The sequence below is a fragment of the Pseudomonas sp. B21-053 genome (assembly GCF_026016365.1).
GTDB lineage: Bacteria > Pseudomonadota > Gammaproteobacteria > Pseudomonadales > Pseudomonadaceae > Aquipseudomonas > Aquipseudomonas nunensis.
Genome location: NZ_CP087205.1, coordinates 4423448 through 4442247 on the forward strand (window position 1 = coordinate 4423448; position 18800 = coordinate 4442247).

General features: G+C 62.4%; 19 protein-coding genes. 4 read left to right on the forward strand and 15 right to left on the reverse strand.

The features are described 5' to 3' along the window. Positions 1-28: 28 nt before the first annotated feature. Genes LOY68_RS19805 through LOY68_RS19820 form a run of 4 tightly spaced genes read left to right on the forward strand, consistent with a single transcriptional unit; the run spans position 29 to position 5656 of the window. Positions 29-1375, forward strand: coding sequence for a hypothetical protein (locus tag LOY68_RS19805; RefSeq protein WP_265039321.1), 1347 nt, complete (start codon positions 29-31; stop codon positions 1373-1375). A gap of 35 nt (positions 1376-1410) precedes the next feature. Next, positions 1411-3657 (forward strand): cadherin-like domain-containing protein, encoded by a 2247-nt coding sequence (locus LOY68_RS19810; protein ID WP_265039323.1) that lies wholly within the window; start codon positions 1411-1413, stop codon positions 3655-3657. A 60-nt stretch (positions 3658-3717) separates the two neighbouring features. Beyond that, positions 3718-4179, forward strand: coding sequence for a curlin (locus LOY68_RS19815; RefSeq protein ID WP_265039325.1), 462 nt, complete (start codon positions 3718-3720; stop codon positions 4177-4179). Positions 4180-4207: 28 nt separating this feature from the next. Next, positions 4208-5656: a curlin gene (locus LOY68_RS19820; RefSeq protein WP_265039327.1), complete on the forward strand. Its 1449-nt coding sequence runs from the start codon at positions 4208-4210 to the stop codon at positions 5654-5656. A gap of 834 nt (positions 5657-6490) precedes the next feature. Here the strand turns inward: LOY68_RS19820 and LOY68_RS19825 are convergent. The 15 genes from LOY68_RS19825 to LOY68_RS19895 form a co-directional block, all read right to left on the reverse strand. After that, on the reverse strand, positions 6491-7351 hold the full coding sequence (locus LOY68_RS19825; RefSeq protein ID WP_265039329.1) for a CsgG/HfaB family protein: 861 nt from the start codon (positions 7349-7351) through the stop codon (positions 6491-6493). A 31-nt stretch (positions 7352-7382) separates the two neighbouring features. Continuing rightward, positions 7383-7802, reverse strand: a complete 420-nt coding sequence (locus LOY68_RS19830; RefSeq protein WP_054054493.1) for a curli assembly protein CsgF — start codon at positions 7800-7802, stop codon at positions 7383-7385. Beyond that, positions 7799-8188: a curli production assembly/transport protein CsgE gene (csgE, locus tag LOY68_RS19835; protein ID WP_054054495.1), complete on the reverse strand. Its 390-nt coding sequence runs from the start codon at positions 8186-8188 to the stop codon at positions 7799-7801. The genes LOY68_RS19830 and csgE overlap by 4 nt, the downstream gene beginning before the upstream one ends. Continuing rightward, entirely contained in the window at positions 8185-8721 is a 537-nt protein-coding gene (locus tag LOY68_RS19840) for a type II secretion system protein (RefSeq protein WP_163913993.1), read from the reverse strand. Before LOY68_RS19840 ends, csgE begins: the two co-directional genes overlap by 4 nt. Beyond that, positions 8696-9070 carry a type II secretion system protein gene (locus LOY68_RS19845; protein ID WP_054054499.1) on the reverse strand — a complete coding sequence of 125 codons (375 nt, stop codon included), beginning with the start codon at positions 9068-9070 and terminating at the stop codon, positions 8696-8698. The genes LOY68_RS19840 and LOY68_RS19845 overlap by 26 nt, the downstream gene beginning before the upstream one ends. A 4-nt stretch (positions 9071-9074) precedes the next feature. Continuing rightward, on the reverse strand, positions 9075-9548 hold the full coding sequence (locus LOY68_RS19850; RefSeq protein ID WP_054054501.1) for a type II secretion system protein: 474 nt from the start codon (positions 9546-9548) through the stop codon (positions 9075-9077). A gap of 2 nt (positions 9549-9550) precedes the next feature. Continuing rightward, positions 9551-11383: a secretin N-terminal domain-containing protein gene (locus LOY68_RS19855; protein ID WP_163913992.1), complete on the reverse strand. Its 1833-nt coding sequence runs from the start codon at positions 11381-11383 to the stop codon at positions 9551-9553. Further along, positions 11380-11886: a hypothetical protein gene (locus LOY68_RS19860; RefSeq protein WP_265039333.1), complete on the reverse strand. Its 507-nt coding sequence runs from the start codon at positions 11884-11886 to the stop codon at positions 11380-11382. The genes LOY68_RS19855 and LOY68_RS19860 overlap by 4 nt, the downstream gene beginning before the upstream one ends. Beyond that, entirely contained in the window at positions 11886-12434 is a 549-nt protein-coding gene (locus tag LOY68_RS19865) for a GspMb/PilO family protein (protein WP_054054507.1), read from the reverse strand. The genes LOY68_RS19860 and LOY68_RS19865 overlap by 1 nt, the downstream gene beginning before the upstream one ends. After that, positions 12421-12966 carry a PilN domain-containing protein gene (locus LOY68_RS19870; RefSeq protein WP_163913988.1) on the reverse strand — a complete coding sequence of 182 codons (546 nt, stop codon included), beginning with the start codon at positions 12964-12966 and terminating at the stop codon, positions 12421-12423. Before LOY68_RS19870 ends, LOY68_RS19865 begins: the two co-directional genes overlap by 14 nt. A 1-nt stretch (position 12967) precedes the next feature. Next, the gene (locus LOY68_RS19875) at positions 12968-13771 is read right to left on the reverse strand and encodes a hypothetical protein (protein WP_265039336.1); all 804 of its coding nucleotides are present in this window, start codon (positions 13769-13771) and stop codon (positions 12968-12970) included. Then, positions 13752-15458: a GspE/PulE family protein gene (locus LOY68_RS19880; protein ID WP_265039338.1), complete on the reverse strand. Its 1707-nt coding sequence runs from the start codon at positions 15456-15458 to the stop codon at positions 13752-13754. The genes LOY68_RS19875 and LOY68_RS19880 overlap by 20 nt, the downstream gene beginning before the upstream one ends. 84 nt (positions 15459-15542) lie before the next feature. Continuing rightward, a complete protein-coding gene (locus tag LOY68_RS19885; protein ID WP_163913982.1) occupies positions 15543-16073 on the reverse strand; it encodes a response regulator in 531 nt (176 codons plus the stop codon). 222 nt (positions 16074-16295) lie between these two features. Beyond that, on the reverse strand, positions 16296-17243 hold the full coding sequence (locus tag LOY68_RS19890) for a peptidylprolyl isomerase (RefSeq protein ID WP_163913980.1): 948 nt from the start codon (positions 17241-17243) through the stop codon (positions 16296-16298). 15 nt (positions 17244-17258) lie between these two features. Continuing rightward, entirely contained in the window at positions 17259-18800 is a 1542-nt protein-coding gene (locus LOY68_RS19895) for an ABC transporter substrate-binding protein (RefSeq protein WP_265039340.1), read from the reverse strand.

Here is an 18800-nt window from a genome sequence, read left to right on the forward strand (position 1 = left end):
ACAGGCATTCCGATAGAGGGCTTAACTCATGCACCCTTTACTGTCCAAAACCGCGGCCGCGCTGGTCGTTACCGCTCTTGCCCAAGGTGTTGCCCAGGCAGCGCTGTTTGCCGTCGACCCCGGTCCCTATGTGCCAGCCAACGGTTCGTTTGCCGCCTGGTATCAGGACACCCATGGTCGAACCCTCGACTTGTGCCTGTCCAAGGCACTCAGTTCCAGGGTTGCCAGTGCACCCGGCGCACCGTCCTACATGTGCCTGCTGGGTGCGGTCCCCGGTGTTTTCGACGACACGCAGCCGATCGTTTTCCCAAGCAACTTTCCCGATGAGGCGTTCTGGTTCACCGGCGACGGCTCAATCGTCGACGCCGCCCGGGGCATCGACTTGACCTATGTCAGCGCCGTGGAAGCCGCCTTCGCCGCTGAAGAACCGGTGGAAGGCGACCAGGTCAGTTTTGGCCGCATCCGCATTCGGGTGGACGTGCCCACCGCCGGTGTCTACACCATCACCCACCCCTACGGCGTCGACATCTTCGACGTTCCGGCCGGTGGGCGTCGCGCCATCAACATGACCCGCGACATCGGCATCGGCACGCCGAAAACCTACGACGGCGCGCTCAAGAGTGACATCGGCCCGTTCCTGCGCAGCGTCAACGGCCCCTACACCGAGACCAACCCGGTCACCGGTCAAGCCGAGAAATTCGTTGGCGATCCGAACCTGGAAGAAGCCTTCACCGGCAGCCCTTTCAACACCAACTACATCCGCATCGAAGGGCCTAACGGGCTGGACCTGCGCACCACCGTGATGGCGATCTCCGGCAAGTTGTCGACGGTGGTTCGACCCACTCCGATCATTGCCGAGCGCAGCACTTACTCGCGCAAGGCCGGTGCCAGTGCCCCGGTGGCCCAGCAGGACGTGTTCGTCATGGCCCCGCCACCACCGGCCACCGTGACCCTGGACAGCAACAGCCCGGTGCTGAACCTGACGGAAGCCAACACCACCGGCCACTGGTACGCGCAGTCCGCCACCAACCCGACGTTGCCGAGCACTTTGCAGGTGACCGCCGACAACCACCTGGCCATCCCTACCAGCACGCCGACCACTGTGCCCACGGCGTTGACTGACCTGGTGGTGATTTCGCAAGCCCAGTACAGCCTGAGCAGCGGGCAGCTCTCGATCGTGGCTTCAACCAGCGATGAAACATCGCCGCCGGTTCTCACTGCCACCTCTGGCACGGGTGTCGCCATCGGCGCCCTCAGCGGCGACGGCGCGGTGAAATCCCTGTCGACCGGCATCTCGCCGATTCCACCGGCCAAGGTTCGCGTGACGTCATCCAATGGCGGCAGCGATACCGAAGAAGTGGTCATCGTGCAATGAACGCGCACCTGCCCAGATCCTCATCAGGAGGCATCATGAACAAATTGCCACGCCTGGCGCTCAACGCCCTGGGACTGACTCTATCGCTGTCCGGCAGTGCTTTCGCGCAGCTCGCTGCCGTCGACCCCGGCCCCTACACCTTTGCCACCGGCAAATTCCCGATGTGGTATCAGGACAACAATCTGCTGTCGCTGGAACTGTGCCAGTCGCGGGCGACCAGCTCGCGGGTACCGAGCGCTCCCGGCGCACCAACCTACATGTGCATTCTGAATCCGGAGCCCGGATTTTTCGACGACACCCAGCCGATGGTGTTCCCGGATAACTGGCCACCGGAAGCGTTCTGGTACCTCGCCGAAACCAACATCGCCGATGTCGGCGGCTATGGCGTGGATGCCTACGTGGCCGGGGTCGAAGCGGCCTTCACGGCGGAAGACCCTATCGACGGCGATCAGGCCAGCTTCGCGCGGATTCGTCTGCGGGTGAACGTGCCTGTCGCCGGGACCTACACCATCACCCACCCGTACGGCGTGGAAACGGTCACCGTCACCGCGCCGGGCCGTCGCGCGATCAACATCACCCGCGACATCGGCATCGGCGCACCGGGCAATTTCAGCGGCGCGCTGAATGGTCAGGTCGGGCCGTTCCTGCGCAGCGTCAACGGGCCGTATATCGAAGTGAACCCGGACACCGGTTCCTCCGAGTCTTTCGTGGGCGACCCGAACCTGTCTGAAGCGGTCACCGGCAGCCCGTTCAATAACAACTTCCTGCGTGTGCAAGGGCCGGCCGGGACCATCCAGACCAACCTCTTCACCGTGTCCGGCAAGGTTCTCGACAACCGCGCGCAAACCCCGGTGGAAATTGGCCGCGCCACTTACCGCCGCACCTCTTCAGGCCCGGGCACCAGTACTACCCGGGTAGAAGTGTTTGGTAAATCAACCAACGGTTCGAGCCTGTGCTTCCGCGAAACCGTGGCCCTGGTGCCCGGACCACCGCAGACGCCCTGCCTGACCAACATGCTCGGCGACAACACTGGCCTGTTCTTCGGCCAACGCCTGACAGGGGCTACCGTGCCTGCAGTGGTGGTGCTCACCGCGACCAACCCGGCCGGCACCACTCGGCCGACGGCGGTATCGAGCAAGGTCACCGACCTGGTGAAAATCCAGACTGCGCGCTACAGCTGGAGCAATCACAGCCTGGTGATCGAGGCCACTTCCACTGACGAAGTGGCGGTACCGGATATGGTCGCCCAGGGTTACGGGCGCCTGTCGAAAACCGGCACCCTGCAAAAACTCACCGTCGCCGATCTGACCCAGCCACCCGCCACCGTCACCGTCAAATCCGCCTCCGGCGGCAGCGATACCGAGCCTGTCGTGGTGGTGGGTGCTGCACCGGATACCGGCGAGAACCAGGCGCCGCTTTCGGTCGCCGACACCGGCAGCACCAGCTTCGGCGTGCCACTGACCCTCAACCTGCTGGCCAACGACAGTGACCCCGACGGCAACACGCCGCTGAGTATCACCGCGCTGACCCAACCGGCTGCCGGGCAAGGCACCGTGGCCTTGAGCGGCACCACTTCGGTGGTCTACACCCCGCCAGCCGTGGTCAATGCGCCGCTGACAACGACCTTCACGTACAAGGCTCAAGACGTCAAAGGCCTGGCCTCGACCGCTGCGGCGACCGTGACCATCACCGTGGCGCCTAACCAGTCTCCGGTGGCGGTTGCCGACAGCGTCGCGACCCTGGGCGTGTCGGTACCCATCAGCGTGCTGGCCAACGACACCGATCCGGAAGGCAACGTGCCGCTCGGCGTCGCCAGCCTGACCCAACCGGCAGCCGGTCGCGGCACCGTCACCACCGACGGCACCGTGATCACCTACAACCCACCGGCCACGGTCACCACGGCGTTCACCACGACCTTCACCTACATCGCCCGGGACAGCTTCGGCGCCCTGTCGGCACCAGCGACGGTCACGGTGCAAGTCTCGCCACGGCCTGCTGCGGAAACCTTCGCGGTGACCACGGCCACGGTCTCGGCTCGCTCCAACAACCGCTTCACCTGGGACTTTGCGGGCACCTCATCGGTGATCACCGGCAACACCATCACCGTGCAGGTCACCACCCCGACCGGGCTGGTCACCCTGGGTACCACCACCGTTCCGGTAACCGGACGCTGGCGGTTGACGGTGAACAACAGCACCACGGTGGCCCCATCGGCTAACCCGACTGCGACCATCCGTTCGTCCCAAGGCACCGTGCGTACCGTGACGGTCATCGCCAACTGAGCCCTTGCCCCACCCGCCGATCCGGTGGGTGGGGCCGGCCTCTTCCCACAGGACAACAGCATGAAAACGCCGACCGCCGCCCTGCTCTGCCTGCTTCTGCTTTGCAGCAGTGCGGGCGTGCGCGCCGACGATTTGATGGAAAACGACGACCTGGCCCCCACCGCTGATCTCGGTGAACTGCCACCGCCGATTGGCCAGCAAGCGCTGATCAACCAGCTCGGCCAGGCCAACGTCGCGTTGTTGCAACAGAACGGTCAGGGGTTGCTCGGACGGATCGTCCAGTCGGGCAGCAATCAGGAAGCCTACATCCTGCAACAGGGCAGCGACCTCATGGCACAGATCACCCAGCAAGGTTCCGGCAACGACGCCTCGATCACTCAGACCGGCAGCCACAACCGTGCGCAGATTTCCCAGAACGGCAATAACAACGACGCCAGCATCGACCAGGCCGGCACGGGGCTTTCCAGCGCCGTGACCCAGTCCGGTAACGGCATGAGCGTTTCGGTCAAACAATATCGCTAAGCACTGCAATAACCTTGGAGGTTTCATCATGTTTAAATTGACGCCCCTCACCGCTGCCATCCTGGTCATTGTCAGTGCCCAGGCGTTGGCCGACGACAGCGTTTCCTCGCAGAACCAGCTCGGCACCGCCAACATCGCCGACGTGAAACAGACCGCGGCGCCCTTCAGCACCGCGACTCAACAACAACTCGGCCAGGGCAACGATGCCGCAGCAGTCCAAGACACTGCCACCGGCACCATCACCCAAGATCAAGTCGGCGACTACAACGCCGGTTACGCCGAGCAACTGTTCGAGAATGGCAGCAACATCAATCAGCAGCAGGTCGGCAGCTTCAACACCAGCCATGCAAGCCAGTCGATTGGCATGGGCGAAAACCAGGTGCTGCAACAACAGCAAGGCAGCGGCAACTTCTCGTTCGTCTACCAGGACAGCCAGGAAGCCACCAAAGGCCAGACCTTCCAGTTCGGTGACAACAACGAAGCCAATATCGAGCAGATTCAACTGGGCGTCGCCAACAACGCGGTGATCATCCAGTACGGCAGCACCAACTACGCCACCGCCGAACAGATCGCCCACATGGGCGGCCAGATCAACCTCAACCAGGCCGGCGAAGGCAACTACGCCTACGGCGACCAGCGCGATGGCATCGGCGGCACCGTGACGGTCAACCAGTTCGGCGACTTCAACGCCACCGAAATCTGGCAAGGCGGACAAACCGCCAGCCAGGCCACCGTCAACCAATACGGGCAAACCAACGAAACCGTGGTCGACCAGAGCTTCGGCGAAAACAACAACGCCCAGGTGCTGCAAGTCGGTGACGTCAACGCCATCTATGCCGACCAGTTCGACTCCGTCGGCTCGGTCCTGGCGCTCTATCAACAAGGCACCGGCAACGTGCACTTCACCTACCAGAGCGGCGACAGCCACGTGCTCAACGCCACCTCCGTGGGTAACGGCAACAAGGTCTACGCCAGCAACTGGAAAGGCCCGCAACTGGGCGGCCAGTTCGGCAGCAACCAACGCGCGACCATCAACCAGAACGGCACCAACAACGTGGCCAGCTTCAAGCAGGACGGCGTCGGCCACATCATGACCACCAACCAGACCGGCACCGGCAACAAAACCACAGTCAGCCAGGCTGAAAACTACAACGAGCTGTACTTCGACCAGAACGGCAGCGACAACATCCTCATCGCCGACCAGCGCGGCACCACCAACCTGGCCCAGGGCTCTTCCAACGGCTCGGGCAACAGCACCGAGTTCGACCAATCCGGCACCGGCAACCAAGCGTTCACCACGCAGCTGTATGGCAGTGACAACCAAATCACCGTCAAACAGGCTGACACCATGAACGTCGCGTACGTGACCCAGGGTGGGACGGGGAACATCGCCACTGTGGATCAGAGTGGTGTGACGCAAATGGCGACGGTTCAGCAGTTTGGCTCGGCTAACCAGGCGAGTGTTTTGCAGCAGTAATTGCGGGGGATAAAAAACCGCGGCCCTTGGTGGGGTCGCGGTTTTTTTTTGTGCCTGTGGGAAATGGGGTGACTGTCCGGGCGCCATCGCGAGCAAGCTCGCTCCCACAAGGGGTCTGAGTGCATTCGTTAGAGATGGGTTGTCTGAGACTCAGCCTTCGCGAGCAAGCCCGCTCCCACAGGGTATTTGTGGCGGTTATGGGGTTTGTGTTGCATGGAGATAAAATGTGGGAGCGAGCCTGCTCGCGAAGAACGATAACGCGGTCTATCTGCCGAATTCATAATTGTGGCGAGGGCGCTTGCTCCCGCTGGGCTGCGCAGCAGACCCAAAGCCTTCGCGAGCAGGCTCGCTCCCACAGTGAAAAGATGTACACCCTCGTGAGACAGGTCGTCTGTCAGGACGCCTTCGCGGGCAAGCCTCGCTCCTACAGAAGCAGAAACAAAAGCAGCCCAGCACACACCACCCCGCTCCTAACCACTCAAGGCCGAGCGTTAGCTCGCCTGCCCTTGATCTCGCCCCACCCGCCCCTTCGGGAGGCTGAGTGGAGGTGTTCATCTGGGGGGTGGGCGCGTAGCGCCGTGCGGCGAAGCCGCACACATCGAGAGGAGGTCGAAGCGAAGCCGACCGTAGGCGATGCCCCCAGATGAATACCGGAACGAAGGCACGCCGAGCCTAAGCGAGGGGCCGGACGCTCGGGGCGAGACCTTTTGGTTCCTTTTGGGGCGTTTGCCAAAAGGGACTCGCTGTAAGAGCGAAACCCTAAGCCGCCGTTACCGCAGCAACGGATATGTACTCAATCAACAAAAGCCAGGTCGGCCCGAAGGCCGCCTCGGCTCACTCACTCTCCGGATCAACCTTGTTCTGGCTCAAATACCGCCCCAGCGTCTCATCCTGCACAGGCGAAGAATTATCCCCCGCCACCTGCCACAAATGCCGCTCAATCCCCTGAGCCAAAAGATGCCCCACCGCCGCTTCAATCGCCGACAACACACACAACTGCGCCGGCTCGTTGGTGGTGTAACCCACCTCAGCCTCAAGCAATTTCTTGAACTCGATAAACTTGAACACCCCAGCACTACGGCCCACCGAGTAGATAGTCTTACTGGTCATCACATTCGCCAACACCTGCCCACTGCGCACATCCACCGCACGCAGATTCACCGAGACCTGATCCACACGATATTCCCGGGAAATATCGATCCCCAGATACCGCGCGCCTTCCCCACCACTGCGCACGTTGGTGTCGTAGGCGATGATCCCGCCCTCAAGCATCAAATTCGCCGCCTGCAACGGAGGAAGCTCGCCCTGAATGTTCACCGGCGTATTCGGCTTCTTCTGCGAGGCGCGGATGATTTTGCGTTCGGTCAGCAGGTTCTGCAGGCCTTCGCGCTCCAGCACCACGAACCAGCCACTGGCCTGCAACGCATCCATCAACATGCTCGCCGCGCCCTGGGTCACGCTGGTGGAAAACGAGCTGGCCGGGGTCGGTTTGTATTGCCCGGTCTGATCGCGAAAACCATACACCACCGCCATCAACCGGCCTTTGGGCCGTGGCATTTTCAGCAAGTCGTAATAGGTCGACGCCCGTGGCGTGAGGGTCGGTGATTCCGTGTCCTGTTCGGCCGGCATGGTGTCGCGCAGACTGCAACCTTGTAATGCCGCCAACATCAGCCCTAGCACAATTATATTTTTCATGTCCTTTACTCCCCGGCAGCCTGAGTCCCTATCAAGGGTTGAGGCCGTTCACCTGAATTTCCGAAACTTCACCGGTCGCTCGGTCGGTCACTTCAATGCTCAGTGCGCCGGAGTCGTCGATGACGTTGACGATAAAACTGTCGGTGGACAGGCTCCCGGTGTTGCCCGTGGAGATGTTGTCCAGCAACTGCCCCAGCAACCGCGATTGCAGCTGGCTGGTGAAGCGTTCGAGGGCCGATGTGCCTGCCACCGCCGTGCGGTTTTTCAGGTCGGGGTCGTCGTAATCGTTTTGCGCCTGGGCGTTGTTGAGCAGCCAGGTGCCGTTCAACGGATTGCCGCCAAACGATGGGTTGATCGGCGTGTAGACCAGCTCGGTGGCGTGGACCAGGCCGCAACTGGCCAATCCGAGGAGCCAAATGCCGGTGCGCTGTGAGAACGTTTTCTTGTTCATAATTCGTCCTTCTCCAGGTCGGTGGTGTCCTGCAATAACGTTTCCAGCTTGCGCTGGACGATCTGCCGGCGAACCCAGTCGGCGGCGTCGTACGCCTCGTCTTTGAGTTCCACGGTGTTCGGCGGCAGGAACCGCCGGTAAACCAGGCGTTGCTGATATTCCACGGTCACCAGGCTGCCCCAGCGGGCCGAGGGTCGTTCGCGCACCACCAGGTTGAAATCCATCGGGCTGGTGGCGCGCAGGCGTTCACTGAACGAGTAGTAAAAGTCGTGGCCGATGTGCGAGATCGTGTCGTCGACGATGAAGCCCATCATTTCGTCCTCTTCGCCGGCCGGGGCCAAAGGGCTCAGCAGCATCAGCAGCAGCGCCAGGCAATATCTGTTCATGGCGTCAACGCCTGTGGGGCTGTTGACTGGGGTTTGGGCCCGGACGCGCCATCGAGGAAGGCTTTCTCGGCCACGAACTGCCAGTCCTTGTAGCTCGCCATGCCGACGAAATCCGACCATTGGCTGGGGAAATCCGTCTGCTTCAACGGTGTTTCGGTGGACGGGCTGTTGAGGCCGGTGATGCGTCCGTCGAAGCCGCGCATCAATGCCCATTCGCCACCGCCAATCGGGTCCGGATAGAGCTGGCGCAGATGATGTTTGGGCGATGGAAAACGCTCGTCCTGCAACAGGTCTTGCAGCTCTTTCGGGTACTGCGCCAGCCCCGGCGAACTGCGGTAATAGCTGCGCAACGCCTGGGCGTACTGGGTGCCGACCCACAGCAACTGGCGCTCGCGATCACGCCGCGAGGCGGTGGACCACAACTCCCCGGCGCTGGCCAAACCCATGCCCATCAGCACAATCAGGAACAGCACGCCCAGGTAGGTGAAGCCGCCCTGACTGGCGGGACTACCACTCGGAATAAAGGCTGCCATCACGCGCCCTCCCGGTAGCACCGCTTTTGATATCGGCCACTGCGCCCGGCACGCCGTCCGGCGGTGCGACCAGGACCCAGAGGTCTTTGCGCTCGGCAATCGGATCGGTCGGCGGGTTGCGCAAATAACGCTGCTCAACCAACTGCTCGATGGAATCGGGATAGCGCCCGGTGTCGCCGTAATAGTGGTCCAGCGCCTCGCGCATCGCCGACAGGCTCTGGCGCAGCGTGGTCTCTTTCGAGGCCTCGAGGCTGCTGAAATAGCGCGGCAAGGCAATGGTCATCAGGGTCGCGATGATGGCCATGACCACCATCAGTTCCAGCAGGGTAAAACCCTTTTCCCGGCGCATAGGTTCACCACTCGCGGTAGGCAATGCCGTTGAGGCCCTTGCCCCGGGCTTTGGAGTAGACGTCAAACACGTCTTCGCCTTCCCGTGGGTTTTGAGCCGTACTGTCGTAGGAGCGCAGGCCCCAGCCGCCTTCGTCGTTACGCTTGACCGGCAGCAACGGGTCGTGAGGCACCCGGCGCAAAAAGTAGAACTTGGCGCCTTTGGCGCTGCGTACATCGCGCACGCCGTCCACCAGCACTTGCAGGTTCGGCGGGTAGCCGCTGCTGTTCAGCGACTTCTCGATATAACCGGCGTCGAACGCGCGTTTGTAGGCGTCGATGGCGTCGCGAATCTGGTACAGCGCCGCGCGCATGTCCTGCTCCTTGCCACGCCGCACCACGGTCTCGGTCAGGGGCGCGGCCATGCCGGCCAACAGGCCGACCAGGGCCAGCGTCACCACGACTTCAATCAAGGTAAAACCGCGCTGGGAGGCGTTCATGATCAAGGCTTCTCGACGACAACGCGGGCGGAAGACGCAACCGGTGTGACCATGACGTCGGTACGAGTCGCCGAGTCCATGCCACGCTCAGGCGCCTGGATGTGCATGCTGGTTTCGGTGCCGGTCTGGAACTCCATGTCCGACGGGCTCTGGTACGGCAGGTTGCGCACGATCCGTGGGGTAATCGACAGCACCAGTTCCGACTTGCCGACGGTGTCCTTGTTGCTGCCGAACAAGCGGCCCAACCCCGGAATGTCGCCAAGGCCCGGAATCTTGTTGCCGGTTGCGCCGTGGTCGTTGCGCATCAGACCGGCAAGGATCTGGGTTTCGCCGTCGTGCAGGCGCAAAGTGGTCTGGGCGTTGCGGGTATCAACCTGTACCGGAATCGTGCCCTGGCGGGTCGGTTCCAGCGGCGTGGCGTTACTCACTTCCAGGGCAATCTTGATCGCCACTTCGTTGTTCAAGTGCACGATCGGCTGCACTTCCAGTTTCAGACCGACATCCAGGTAGGTGACGCTTTCGGTGATCACCGGCCCCTGGGTCGAAGGCACCGACGTGGCGCTGATGATCGGCACGCGCTGACCAATGTGGATGCGCGCCTGCTCGCGGTTGCTCACGCGAATCACCGGGCTGGCCAGGGTGTTGATGTCGTTGTCCTGCGCATTGATCTTGGCTTGCGGCGACGGCGAAATGGAGATGCGGCTGGAGTTGATGCCCTTGAGTTGATCAAGGATTGTCACCCCGGAACCGTCGCTGTTGACCACGCCGAAGGTGTTCGGCCATTGCAGACCCAGGTCGAGAATCCGCTGGGTGGCGACCTCCATCACTTCCACTTCCAGCACCACTTCAGGGTCGGACTGGTCTTGCGATTGCAGGAGTTTCTCGGCCATGCGCACCGCGTCTTCGGTGTCGCGCATGGTCAGGGTGTTGAGGCGTTCATCGACGAACACATCGCGGGTCTTGAGCATGGTCTTGATCATGTTCAGCGCGGTGTTGGCATCGACGCTGGTCAGGTAGAAGGTGCGCATCACCAGCTCCTGATAATCCTTGAGCTTCTGCGGCGAGTCCGGGTAGATCAGCAAGGTGTTTTCGTTCACCACCTTCTGGTGCAGCTGATTTTGCTGGAGCAGCAGTTCCACGGCGTCTTCGATGCGCACGTCACGCACGAAGATCGTGGCTTTCATGTCAGGGCGCAGGTCTTTGTCGAAGATGAAATTCAGCCCGGCGACCTGGGACAGCACTTCGAAAATGGTTTTCAGGTTGGCGTCGCGAAACTCCAGGGTGACTGGCCGATCGAGACGGGTACGCAGCTGTGGATACGGCACCACGTTGCGGCTCTGGACCAGGCGGATATTGCCTTGCAGTTCCAGGGCGCCTTCATTCTTCGGATCCAGTTCGAGCATCTGTTTGACCTGGCGGTCGGCACCGTAGATGTCACCACGGCGCAGGTCGCCACGGGCCAGTTCGAGTTTGTCGTCCTGGCTGCGCAGGTAGTCGAGTTGTTTCAGGGAATCCTGGGCGCGGCGGTTGCTCGGTTCGATGGTCAGCACCCGACCGTAGGCCTGGCGTGCCGCTGCAAAGTCCCGGCGTGCGCGGTCGCTGTCGCCCTCGGTCAACAGCGCGGTGATCGCCTTGGCCCGACCGGTGTTCAGCAGCAGGTGCAACTCAGTGTCCCGAGGGTTTTCCCGCAGGCCTTCCTGGATGCGCGCCAACCCTGCCTCGTACTGGCCTTGTTCGATCAACTCGGACGCTTCTTTGTTGGCGACTTGCGCCGAACTGCACGCGGCCAGCGCTGTGCTCAGGCACAGGCTCATCAGCAAACGGGATCTGTTCATTGCGTGCTCCCCACAGACAAGGTCTGGGACAAATGCAGAGGCAGGTAGACCAGGCTCAATTCCACATCGGAAATGCCCTCGATCCGCCACGTGTCGTCGATCACATCCCCTTTGCGTACGACGTATATTTTTTCGCCGTTCTGCAAAAACACTTGCAGGTCGGATTGGTTATGCAACCTGCCGACGAACTGGAAAGGCATCACTGGTGCGCTTGGGGTTTGCACCACCGGGGTCAGGTTGACGGGTTGTTCGGTGACGCTGGCCAGTACTGGCGCAGCCTTCCAGCTGCGGGTGGCGAACAGGTCGCCGGACGGGCTCAAGTCCTTGATCGGCGCGGCTTTGACGCTGACGGCTGCAACCGTTTTTTTGCTTTTGGCCGGGGTCGCGACGGTCGCAACGCTGACCTCGCCGTCCTCGGGTTGCCGCAAGAAATCCGGCAACCAGGCCAGCGCCGCCGCCACGCCGAAGAACGCCACCCAACCCACTACGCGTTTGGTATTCATCACGACCTCGACAGGTAAAGGGTCATGCGGATCCGCCCGGTCAGGTCGGTGTCGGCGATCTTTTTGCGCTGGAACTCCACGTCCTCCACCACCACCGCCGGCAACTGGCCGAGCAAGGCGTGCAGGAAGCGCCGCAGTTGCGGATAGCTGCCGCGCACTGGCAGCAGGATTTGATAACGCGCGAGATGGGTCTTGGGGTCGATGCCCAGGGAATATTCACCCCGGGCCAACGTGATGTGTTCCAGCGCGGCCAAGGCGTAGATCTTGTCGATGGCCACGGTGGCTTGAGGCTGCGACGGCAACTTGCTGCGGAAGTCGTCGAGTTGCCGTTGCGGCACCACCGGTGGCGCGACGCTGCCGTCTTCCACCTTGGCCAGGTACTCGCCGGCTTCGCGGGTTTGCTGGCTGAGGGTTTGCAGCGACTGCCAGTCCGGCACCAGCCCGGCGAGCGCATACATCAGCGCCACCGCCACCAGTGCCATCCCGGCCAGGCCCGGAATACCGAGGCCTTGCAGGTATTCGTGCACGATCAGTCTAGGGATTCGCATCGCCTATCTCCCACGTCGCCGACAGGTTGAATTGCACCGGGTGTTCCGGCACGTTGGCGACGATTTCGTGGCTCAGCAGGGACACGTCCGACAGCTCGTCGCTGGCTTCCAGACGCTGGTGAAATTCGAGCATCGCTTCCAGGTCCCGCGCCTCGGCGCTGATCCGCACCTGGCCTTTGCGCGCATCCGGGGTCAGGGTCAGCAAGGCAATGTCATCCCGAGGCATGGCTTCGAGCATCGCGAACAGGCGTTCCCATGGCCGACGCAGTTGCTGGGAGACCTTGCGCATCTCGGCGAGGTTTTGTGCTTGTTCGCGGGTCTCGGCCGGGGTCAGGCCGACTTTGCTACCGGTATCGCCGGTGAGTTCGCGCTGGGCGTGTTGCAAGTGGCCTTGTTGTTGTGAGGATTGCTGGTCGAGGTGCTGCTGGGCGAAGAAGCACGCCAGGGTCAGCGCCACGCCGGCGGTCATCAGGCTCCAGCCCAAGGGGCCCGAACGGCGGCGCGGCTGGAAGTCGAGGGTCAGGGCGCGCATGTCAGGCCACCGCCCGGGACATCACGTACAGGCAATCCCGTACGCCAGTCCCGTCTTCTTCGAGGGTCCGCAGGTGTACGCCGGGCACTTCGGGTTGCGAATCGATGCGTGCCGGCGCGTGCAGGTAGACGTTCAATGGCCGATCGCTGCTGGACGCCTGCAACTGGCCTTCGCGGCCAATCAGCGCCGTCAGTGCGGTATCGCTGTCGCTGCTGCCCACCGAGCGCACCGAGGTCCAGCGCCCTTCCCGGGCCAGCAGCAACACGCTACGCACCGGTTCGGCGACGACGAACAGGAAGTCCCCGGCGTCGAAGCTTTTATCGAAGTGGTTGAACGCCGCCATCAGGTACGGCTGCACCGAACGCAGGCGCAAACCGCGAGCGCTGACCAGGCTGCGCAAGCGATCGAGCAAGTCCCGAGGCAAGGCTGAGGCGATGCGGTCATAGCCCGCCGGTTCCGCCGAGAGCACCAGGCTCCAGGCTTGGGTTGGGACGCCGTAGAGGTCTTCGAAACACAGCTGGGCGAAGCCGAGCAATTCGTCAGGGCTGCTGATCTGGTCGCTCCAGGGCACCAGGCAAAAGCGGCTGAAGTGCCCGGAGACCACCACGCTCAATTCGGCACCCGTGTGGGCATGCTCGCCGAGCAGACGGTCGAGGGTTTCCAGGGCAACGGCCCAGGCGTGGAAGCCTTCGTCGATAAAACCGACGCTGCCCAGCCAACGGATGTCGCTGCCCTGGCGCTGGCCGAGGCCGACGCCACTGGCGCCGAGCACGGCGACATAACGATCACGAGACAAAAGTGACACGATTGATCTCCTCGAGCGTAGTACGCCCCGCTTGCACCAGTTCCAACGCCGACTCGCGCAACAGCCGCAAGCCACGTTTGCAGGCGTGGACCTTGATTTTCGAAATGGGTTGGCGCTCGACAATCATTTGCCGCAGCTCGTCGTCCAGGTGCAGCAACTCGGCAATCGCCGTGCGCCCGCGATAACCGGTGCCCCGGCAATGGCCGCAGCCCTTGCCATGCACGAAGTGGTAGTGGCCGACGTGTTGCGGGTCGAGGCCGGACTGTTGCAGTTCTTCATCGGTCGGCTGATGCGGCGCGCTGCAACTGGCGCACACCAGGCGAATCAGGCGCTGGGCCAGCACCGCGTTGAGCGCCGAGACCAGGCTGTAGGGGTCGATTTCCATCTGGGTGAAACGGCCGATCACATCGAACACGTTGTTGGCGTGGATGGTGGTGAACACCAGGTGCCCGGTGAGCGCCGATTGCACGGCGATCTGAGCGGTGTCGGGGTCACGGATTTCACCGACCATGATCTTGTCCGGGTCGTGGCGCAGGATCGAGCGCAAACCACGGGCGAAGGTCAGGCCTTTCTTTTCATTCACAGGGATTTGCAGGACGCCCGGCAGTTGATATTCCACCGGGTCTTCGATGGTGATGATCTTGTCCACGCCGTGGTTGATCTCGGTGATCATCGCGTAGAGCGTGGTGGTCTTGCCGCTGCCGGTGGGGCCGGTCACCAGCACCATGCCGTAGGGTTCGGCAGCCAGGCGACGCAGTTGCTTGAGGGTGTCTTCTTCGAAGCCCAGGGCCTGTAACTGCACGCCGCTGACCTTGTCCGCCAGGTCTTGTTTGTCCAGCACCCGCAGCACCGCGTCTTCGCCAAAAATGCTCGGCATGATCGACACCCGGAAGTCGATCTGCCGACCGCTGATGCCGATTTTGAAGCGCCCGTCCTGAGGCACGCGTTTCTCGCCGATGTCCAGTTCAGCCATGACCTTGACCCGGGAAATCACCTGCTCGGCGAACTCGCTGCCCTGGATCTTGCTGATGTTGTTGAGCACGCCGTCGATGCGGTACTTGATCACCAGGCCGCTGCCAGTGGTGCCCAAGTGGATGTCGCTGGCGTGCATTTTCAGCGCGTCGTAGAGGGTCGAGTTGACCAGTTTGACCACCACGCTCGCGTCTTCGCTGATGCTGGTCAGGGACAGGCTTTGCAGGTTGTCGATCTCGACATTCGCGTCGGCCTGGGCGTTGAGCGATTCCACCGCGTGGAAGCTTTCTTCGTGGCGGGCCAGGTAGGCTTTCAGGTCGTCGGCATGCACCAGATACAGCGGCGCGCCGTGCAGGCAATCGTCGATCCAGGCCAAGCGCGACGTATCGAACGGGTCGGCGAACACACCGATGACTTCGTCGGCATGGCGCAGCAGGATGAATTCGCGCTTGAGGCATTGGGCCAGGGTGACCCGATCAAATACTGGAGTGGCCTGGAACAGCGTGTCGGTGTCGAGCACCGGGTAATGCAGGGTAGCGCCGAGGCACTGGATAAACGGCATGGACGCCAGTTCGCACAACACCCCGAGGGCGTCCAGTACCCGTTCACCGGAACTGGCGGCCCGGATCCGCGCCTGGGCCAGTTGCTCACTGCTAAAACGTGTCGGTACAGACTCCAACGGTGCCGGTTCTACGGCAAGTGTCAGACGTTCCATGGCTTGCTCTCCAACGCCGGGGGCTTAGAGCCCTGTCGGCGCGGCAGGCCATTGCGGCTGGAGCCGGAACGTCGTGTCGCGCCACTACTCCCCGGTGAGCAATTGTTCGTCGTCCGGTGCCAGCGAGGCCGATGTTCGTCGGCGATCCGCCAGCACCCAACTGCCGTCGTACAACTGCAGCGGGAAACTCTCGGTCCTGCTCTGGCGTCGTTCGACAAAACCTTCAGAAGTGCTCACGCCTGCTTTGGCTTCGCGCTCCATCCCCAGAAGGTCGCAGACTGCACGGGCCAATTCCGCCAACGGAAAGGGTTTGAACAGGATATGGCTGACACCTAACTGTCGGGCCCGCTCACAGACTTCAGCGGTTGGGTGCCCGGTAATCAGCACAAAATGACACTTCCTGTTCTGGCGGACGGCATCGAGCACCTCAAAGCCTTCCATATCCGGCAAGCGGTAATCGAACACCATCACATCGGGTGCAAAACGTTCGGCTTCACCGATTGCCATGGCACCGTCGTGAGCTATCCGGACTTCCAACGCTTGCGCCTGAAGGTAATCCTTGAGGTTTTCGGCAAGCAGTTGTTCGTCTTCGACAACCAGTACTTTGTTTAACAAGGTCGACTCCTTGAAACCGCAGGTCCGAGTACCGAGCCTGGTGGAGTGCGCGCCTTACAAGGGCTAACGCACACTTCATGCCAGGCCGAGCGCCGGTATTTTTATCTCTTCATGTCCTTGAATTTGAAGACAATGCCAAGTCGTCCAGATCCCCCTCCCCCCAAAGGCGGGGAAGCGCATGGATTGGCATTGAAGCTTTTCCCCACTATTGGGGGGGAACGTTCAATCATCGTCAATCCGCTCAATGCGATTACGGGACCGCAACTGCGCCAGAACGTCTCGACGAGCCTGGGCCTTTTGCTGTCGGGCAAGGTACACCCGGACTGTTTCAAGCCCTTGCTCCTCTGTGACATCTGTCGCCTCCTGGTGGTTCTGTAAATAGATCAAATGCCAGCCAACTGGCGTTCGCACCGGTTCACTGACCTGGCCCGGCGTTAATGCAAACGCCGCCGCTTCGAATTCCGGCATCATGCGCCCGCGCGCGAAATAGCCCAAGTCCCCGCCTGCACTGGCCGAAGCGTCTTCGGAGGCACTGCGGGCGACGTTGATGAAGTCCGTGCCACTGGCGATTTGTACACGTAGCTCCTCTAAGCGTAGTCGCGCGGCTTCGACTGTGGCGGCATCCGCCCCCTGCGGCACTTTGATCAGGATATGCCGGGCGTGGATCTGCTCGGGGCTGCCCATCTCGGCGCGGTGCGCTTCGAAGAAGTCGCGGACCTGTTTTTCGTCCGGCTCCGCCACGCGGGTGAGGTCGGCGAAGACCTCCTGGGCGGCCAGCTCACGTCGGGTGTACTCGGTAAAACTCGCCTCATCGAAACCGGAGTCTTGCAGCTTGCGCGCGAACACCTCGGGGCCGCCGATGGCCTGGCGAGTCAGCGCCACTTGGCTTTGTACCGTGGCATCGCTGATCACCACCCCGCGCTTGAGCGCTTCCTGCCACAACAATTCTTTGTCGATCAGTGCATCCAGGGCGGCCTGACGCAGCTGTTTGTAAGCCTTGGGATTACGGATGCTGGCTACCGCCCGGCCCTGGTCTTCCAGGTATTCGGCGAAATAGCGCTCCAGGCGAAACTCGGAAATCTCTTCGCCATTGACCCGCGCCGCAGCCGGCCCGTTATTACTGAAGGCCACGGGCACCCAGAGCATCAGCAGCAACAGTAGCGTCTTCATGATCGAAGCCTCCGGTCAGGGTGTAACGGCAATCGGTTTGTAGGGTGCGACCAGGTAAAAGCGCTGGTCGGACAGGTCCACGGTGACGATATGCGCGCCATTCAGGCCCAGGCGGCGGCCGGGGCCAAAGCTGATCCGTGGGGTCAGCCCGGTGTCGAAATCGTGCAGGCCCTCGAGGGCGCTGATGAGTTTTTCGCGGCTGGCATCGCGCCCGGCCTGCTTCATGCCTTCGCTGAACAGCAGCATCGAACTGAACGCTCCCACTTGCAGCACCGCGTGTTCGCCACCGAGGCCCTGATGCTCGCGCAACAAGGTCAGGGCCGTGCGCCCGGACTGGGTCCAGTCGCTGGGTACAAACGGGTAAGCAAGAAACACCCGCCGGGAAAATCCGCTGGGCACTTGCAGCAACTCCCCCGCCACCTGATTCGATGCGGCGAACAGGTAAGGCACCTGCCCCGCTGTCTGCAAGCGTTCGGCCAGGCGACTGAAACCACCGCCGCTGCCCAGGTAAAACACTGAGCGCGAGCCCAGCGGCAACTCATCCTGTGCCGAGTCGTAGGCTTGCAATCGCACATCCTGCCAGGCGTGGTCCTGCAAATATTGGCCGAGGCTCTGCGCCGCCAATCGTTGGCCGGGATCGTCCGGGTAGGCGATCAATGTCGGCCCCGGCAGCACCCGCAGGCTGTCGGTGGCGTAGTCGGCCAGCGCGATCAGTTGTTCGCGCAAACCGGGCAACGGTTCGAAAATCTGCCGACTCGCCTGGGCCGTGCCGAGCAGCGACAACGGCCCGATCAGCGGCACTCCGGCCCGTTCCAGGCGTGCCGCCAATTCGGTGTCCAGCGCCGGAACCAGCGGCGCGATCAGGGCGAACACTTGCTCCTGCTCGATCAAGCGGTCCAAGGCCAGTTCCGCGCTTGCGCTGTCCGGGCCGGGATCGAGGATCGTCAGGCGCAGCGTGCGGCCATGAATCCCGCCCGCCTCATTGATCCGTGCCACGCTGCCCTGGAGCACCGCCGCCACGGTCGCGCCTTCATCGCGCAACGGCCCCTGACTCGGCAACAAGGTGCCCAAGTGCAGGCTGTCGGCGTTCAGGCCCGGATCGCGGTCTTCGCCCAGGCGCTTGAGGTAAGCGCTGAGGTCGCGTTGATCCTTCATCGACAACACGAACCGTGGCATGGCCGGGTCGAGTCGATTGTTGCCGGGGTCGCGCCCTTCCTGAATCGCCCGCGCCAGCGTGCCCTCGGTGTAGGCCGGGTAATCGCGGCCGTTGATCTGCTGTTGGCCATAAACGCTGCTCAGCCGCGACCAATTCAGGTCCGGTGGCCGCACCCCGCCCTCCGCCCGGCCCTGGCCATCGGCGCCGTGGCAATTGGCGCACGGCAGGCTGGTGGCCGGCAGCACAATGTCCGCCGCGCCGACCCGTGCCATCACCGGCTCGCCACTGCCCGACAACCCTTCGCGGTACAAGCGTTTGCCCGCACTTTCGCTGGGGCTCAGCGGCAACGCGCTGGAGCTCAGGCTGAAGCTGGCGAGAAGGATCAGGAGGGCAATGTTCAT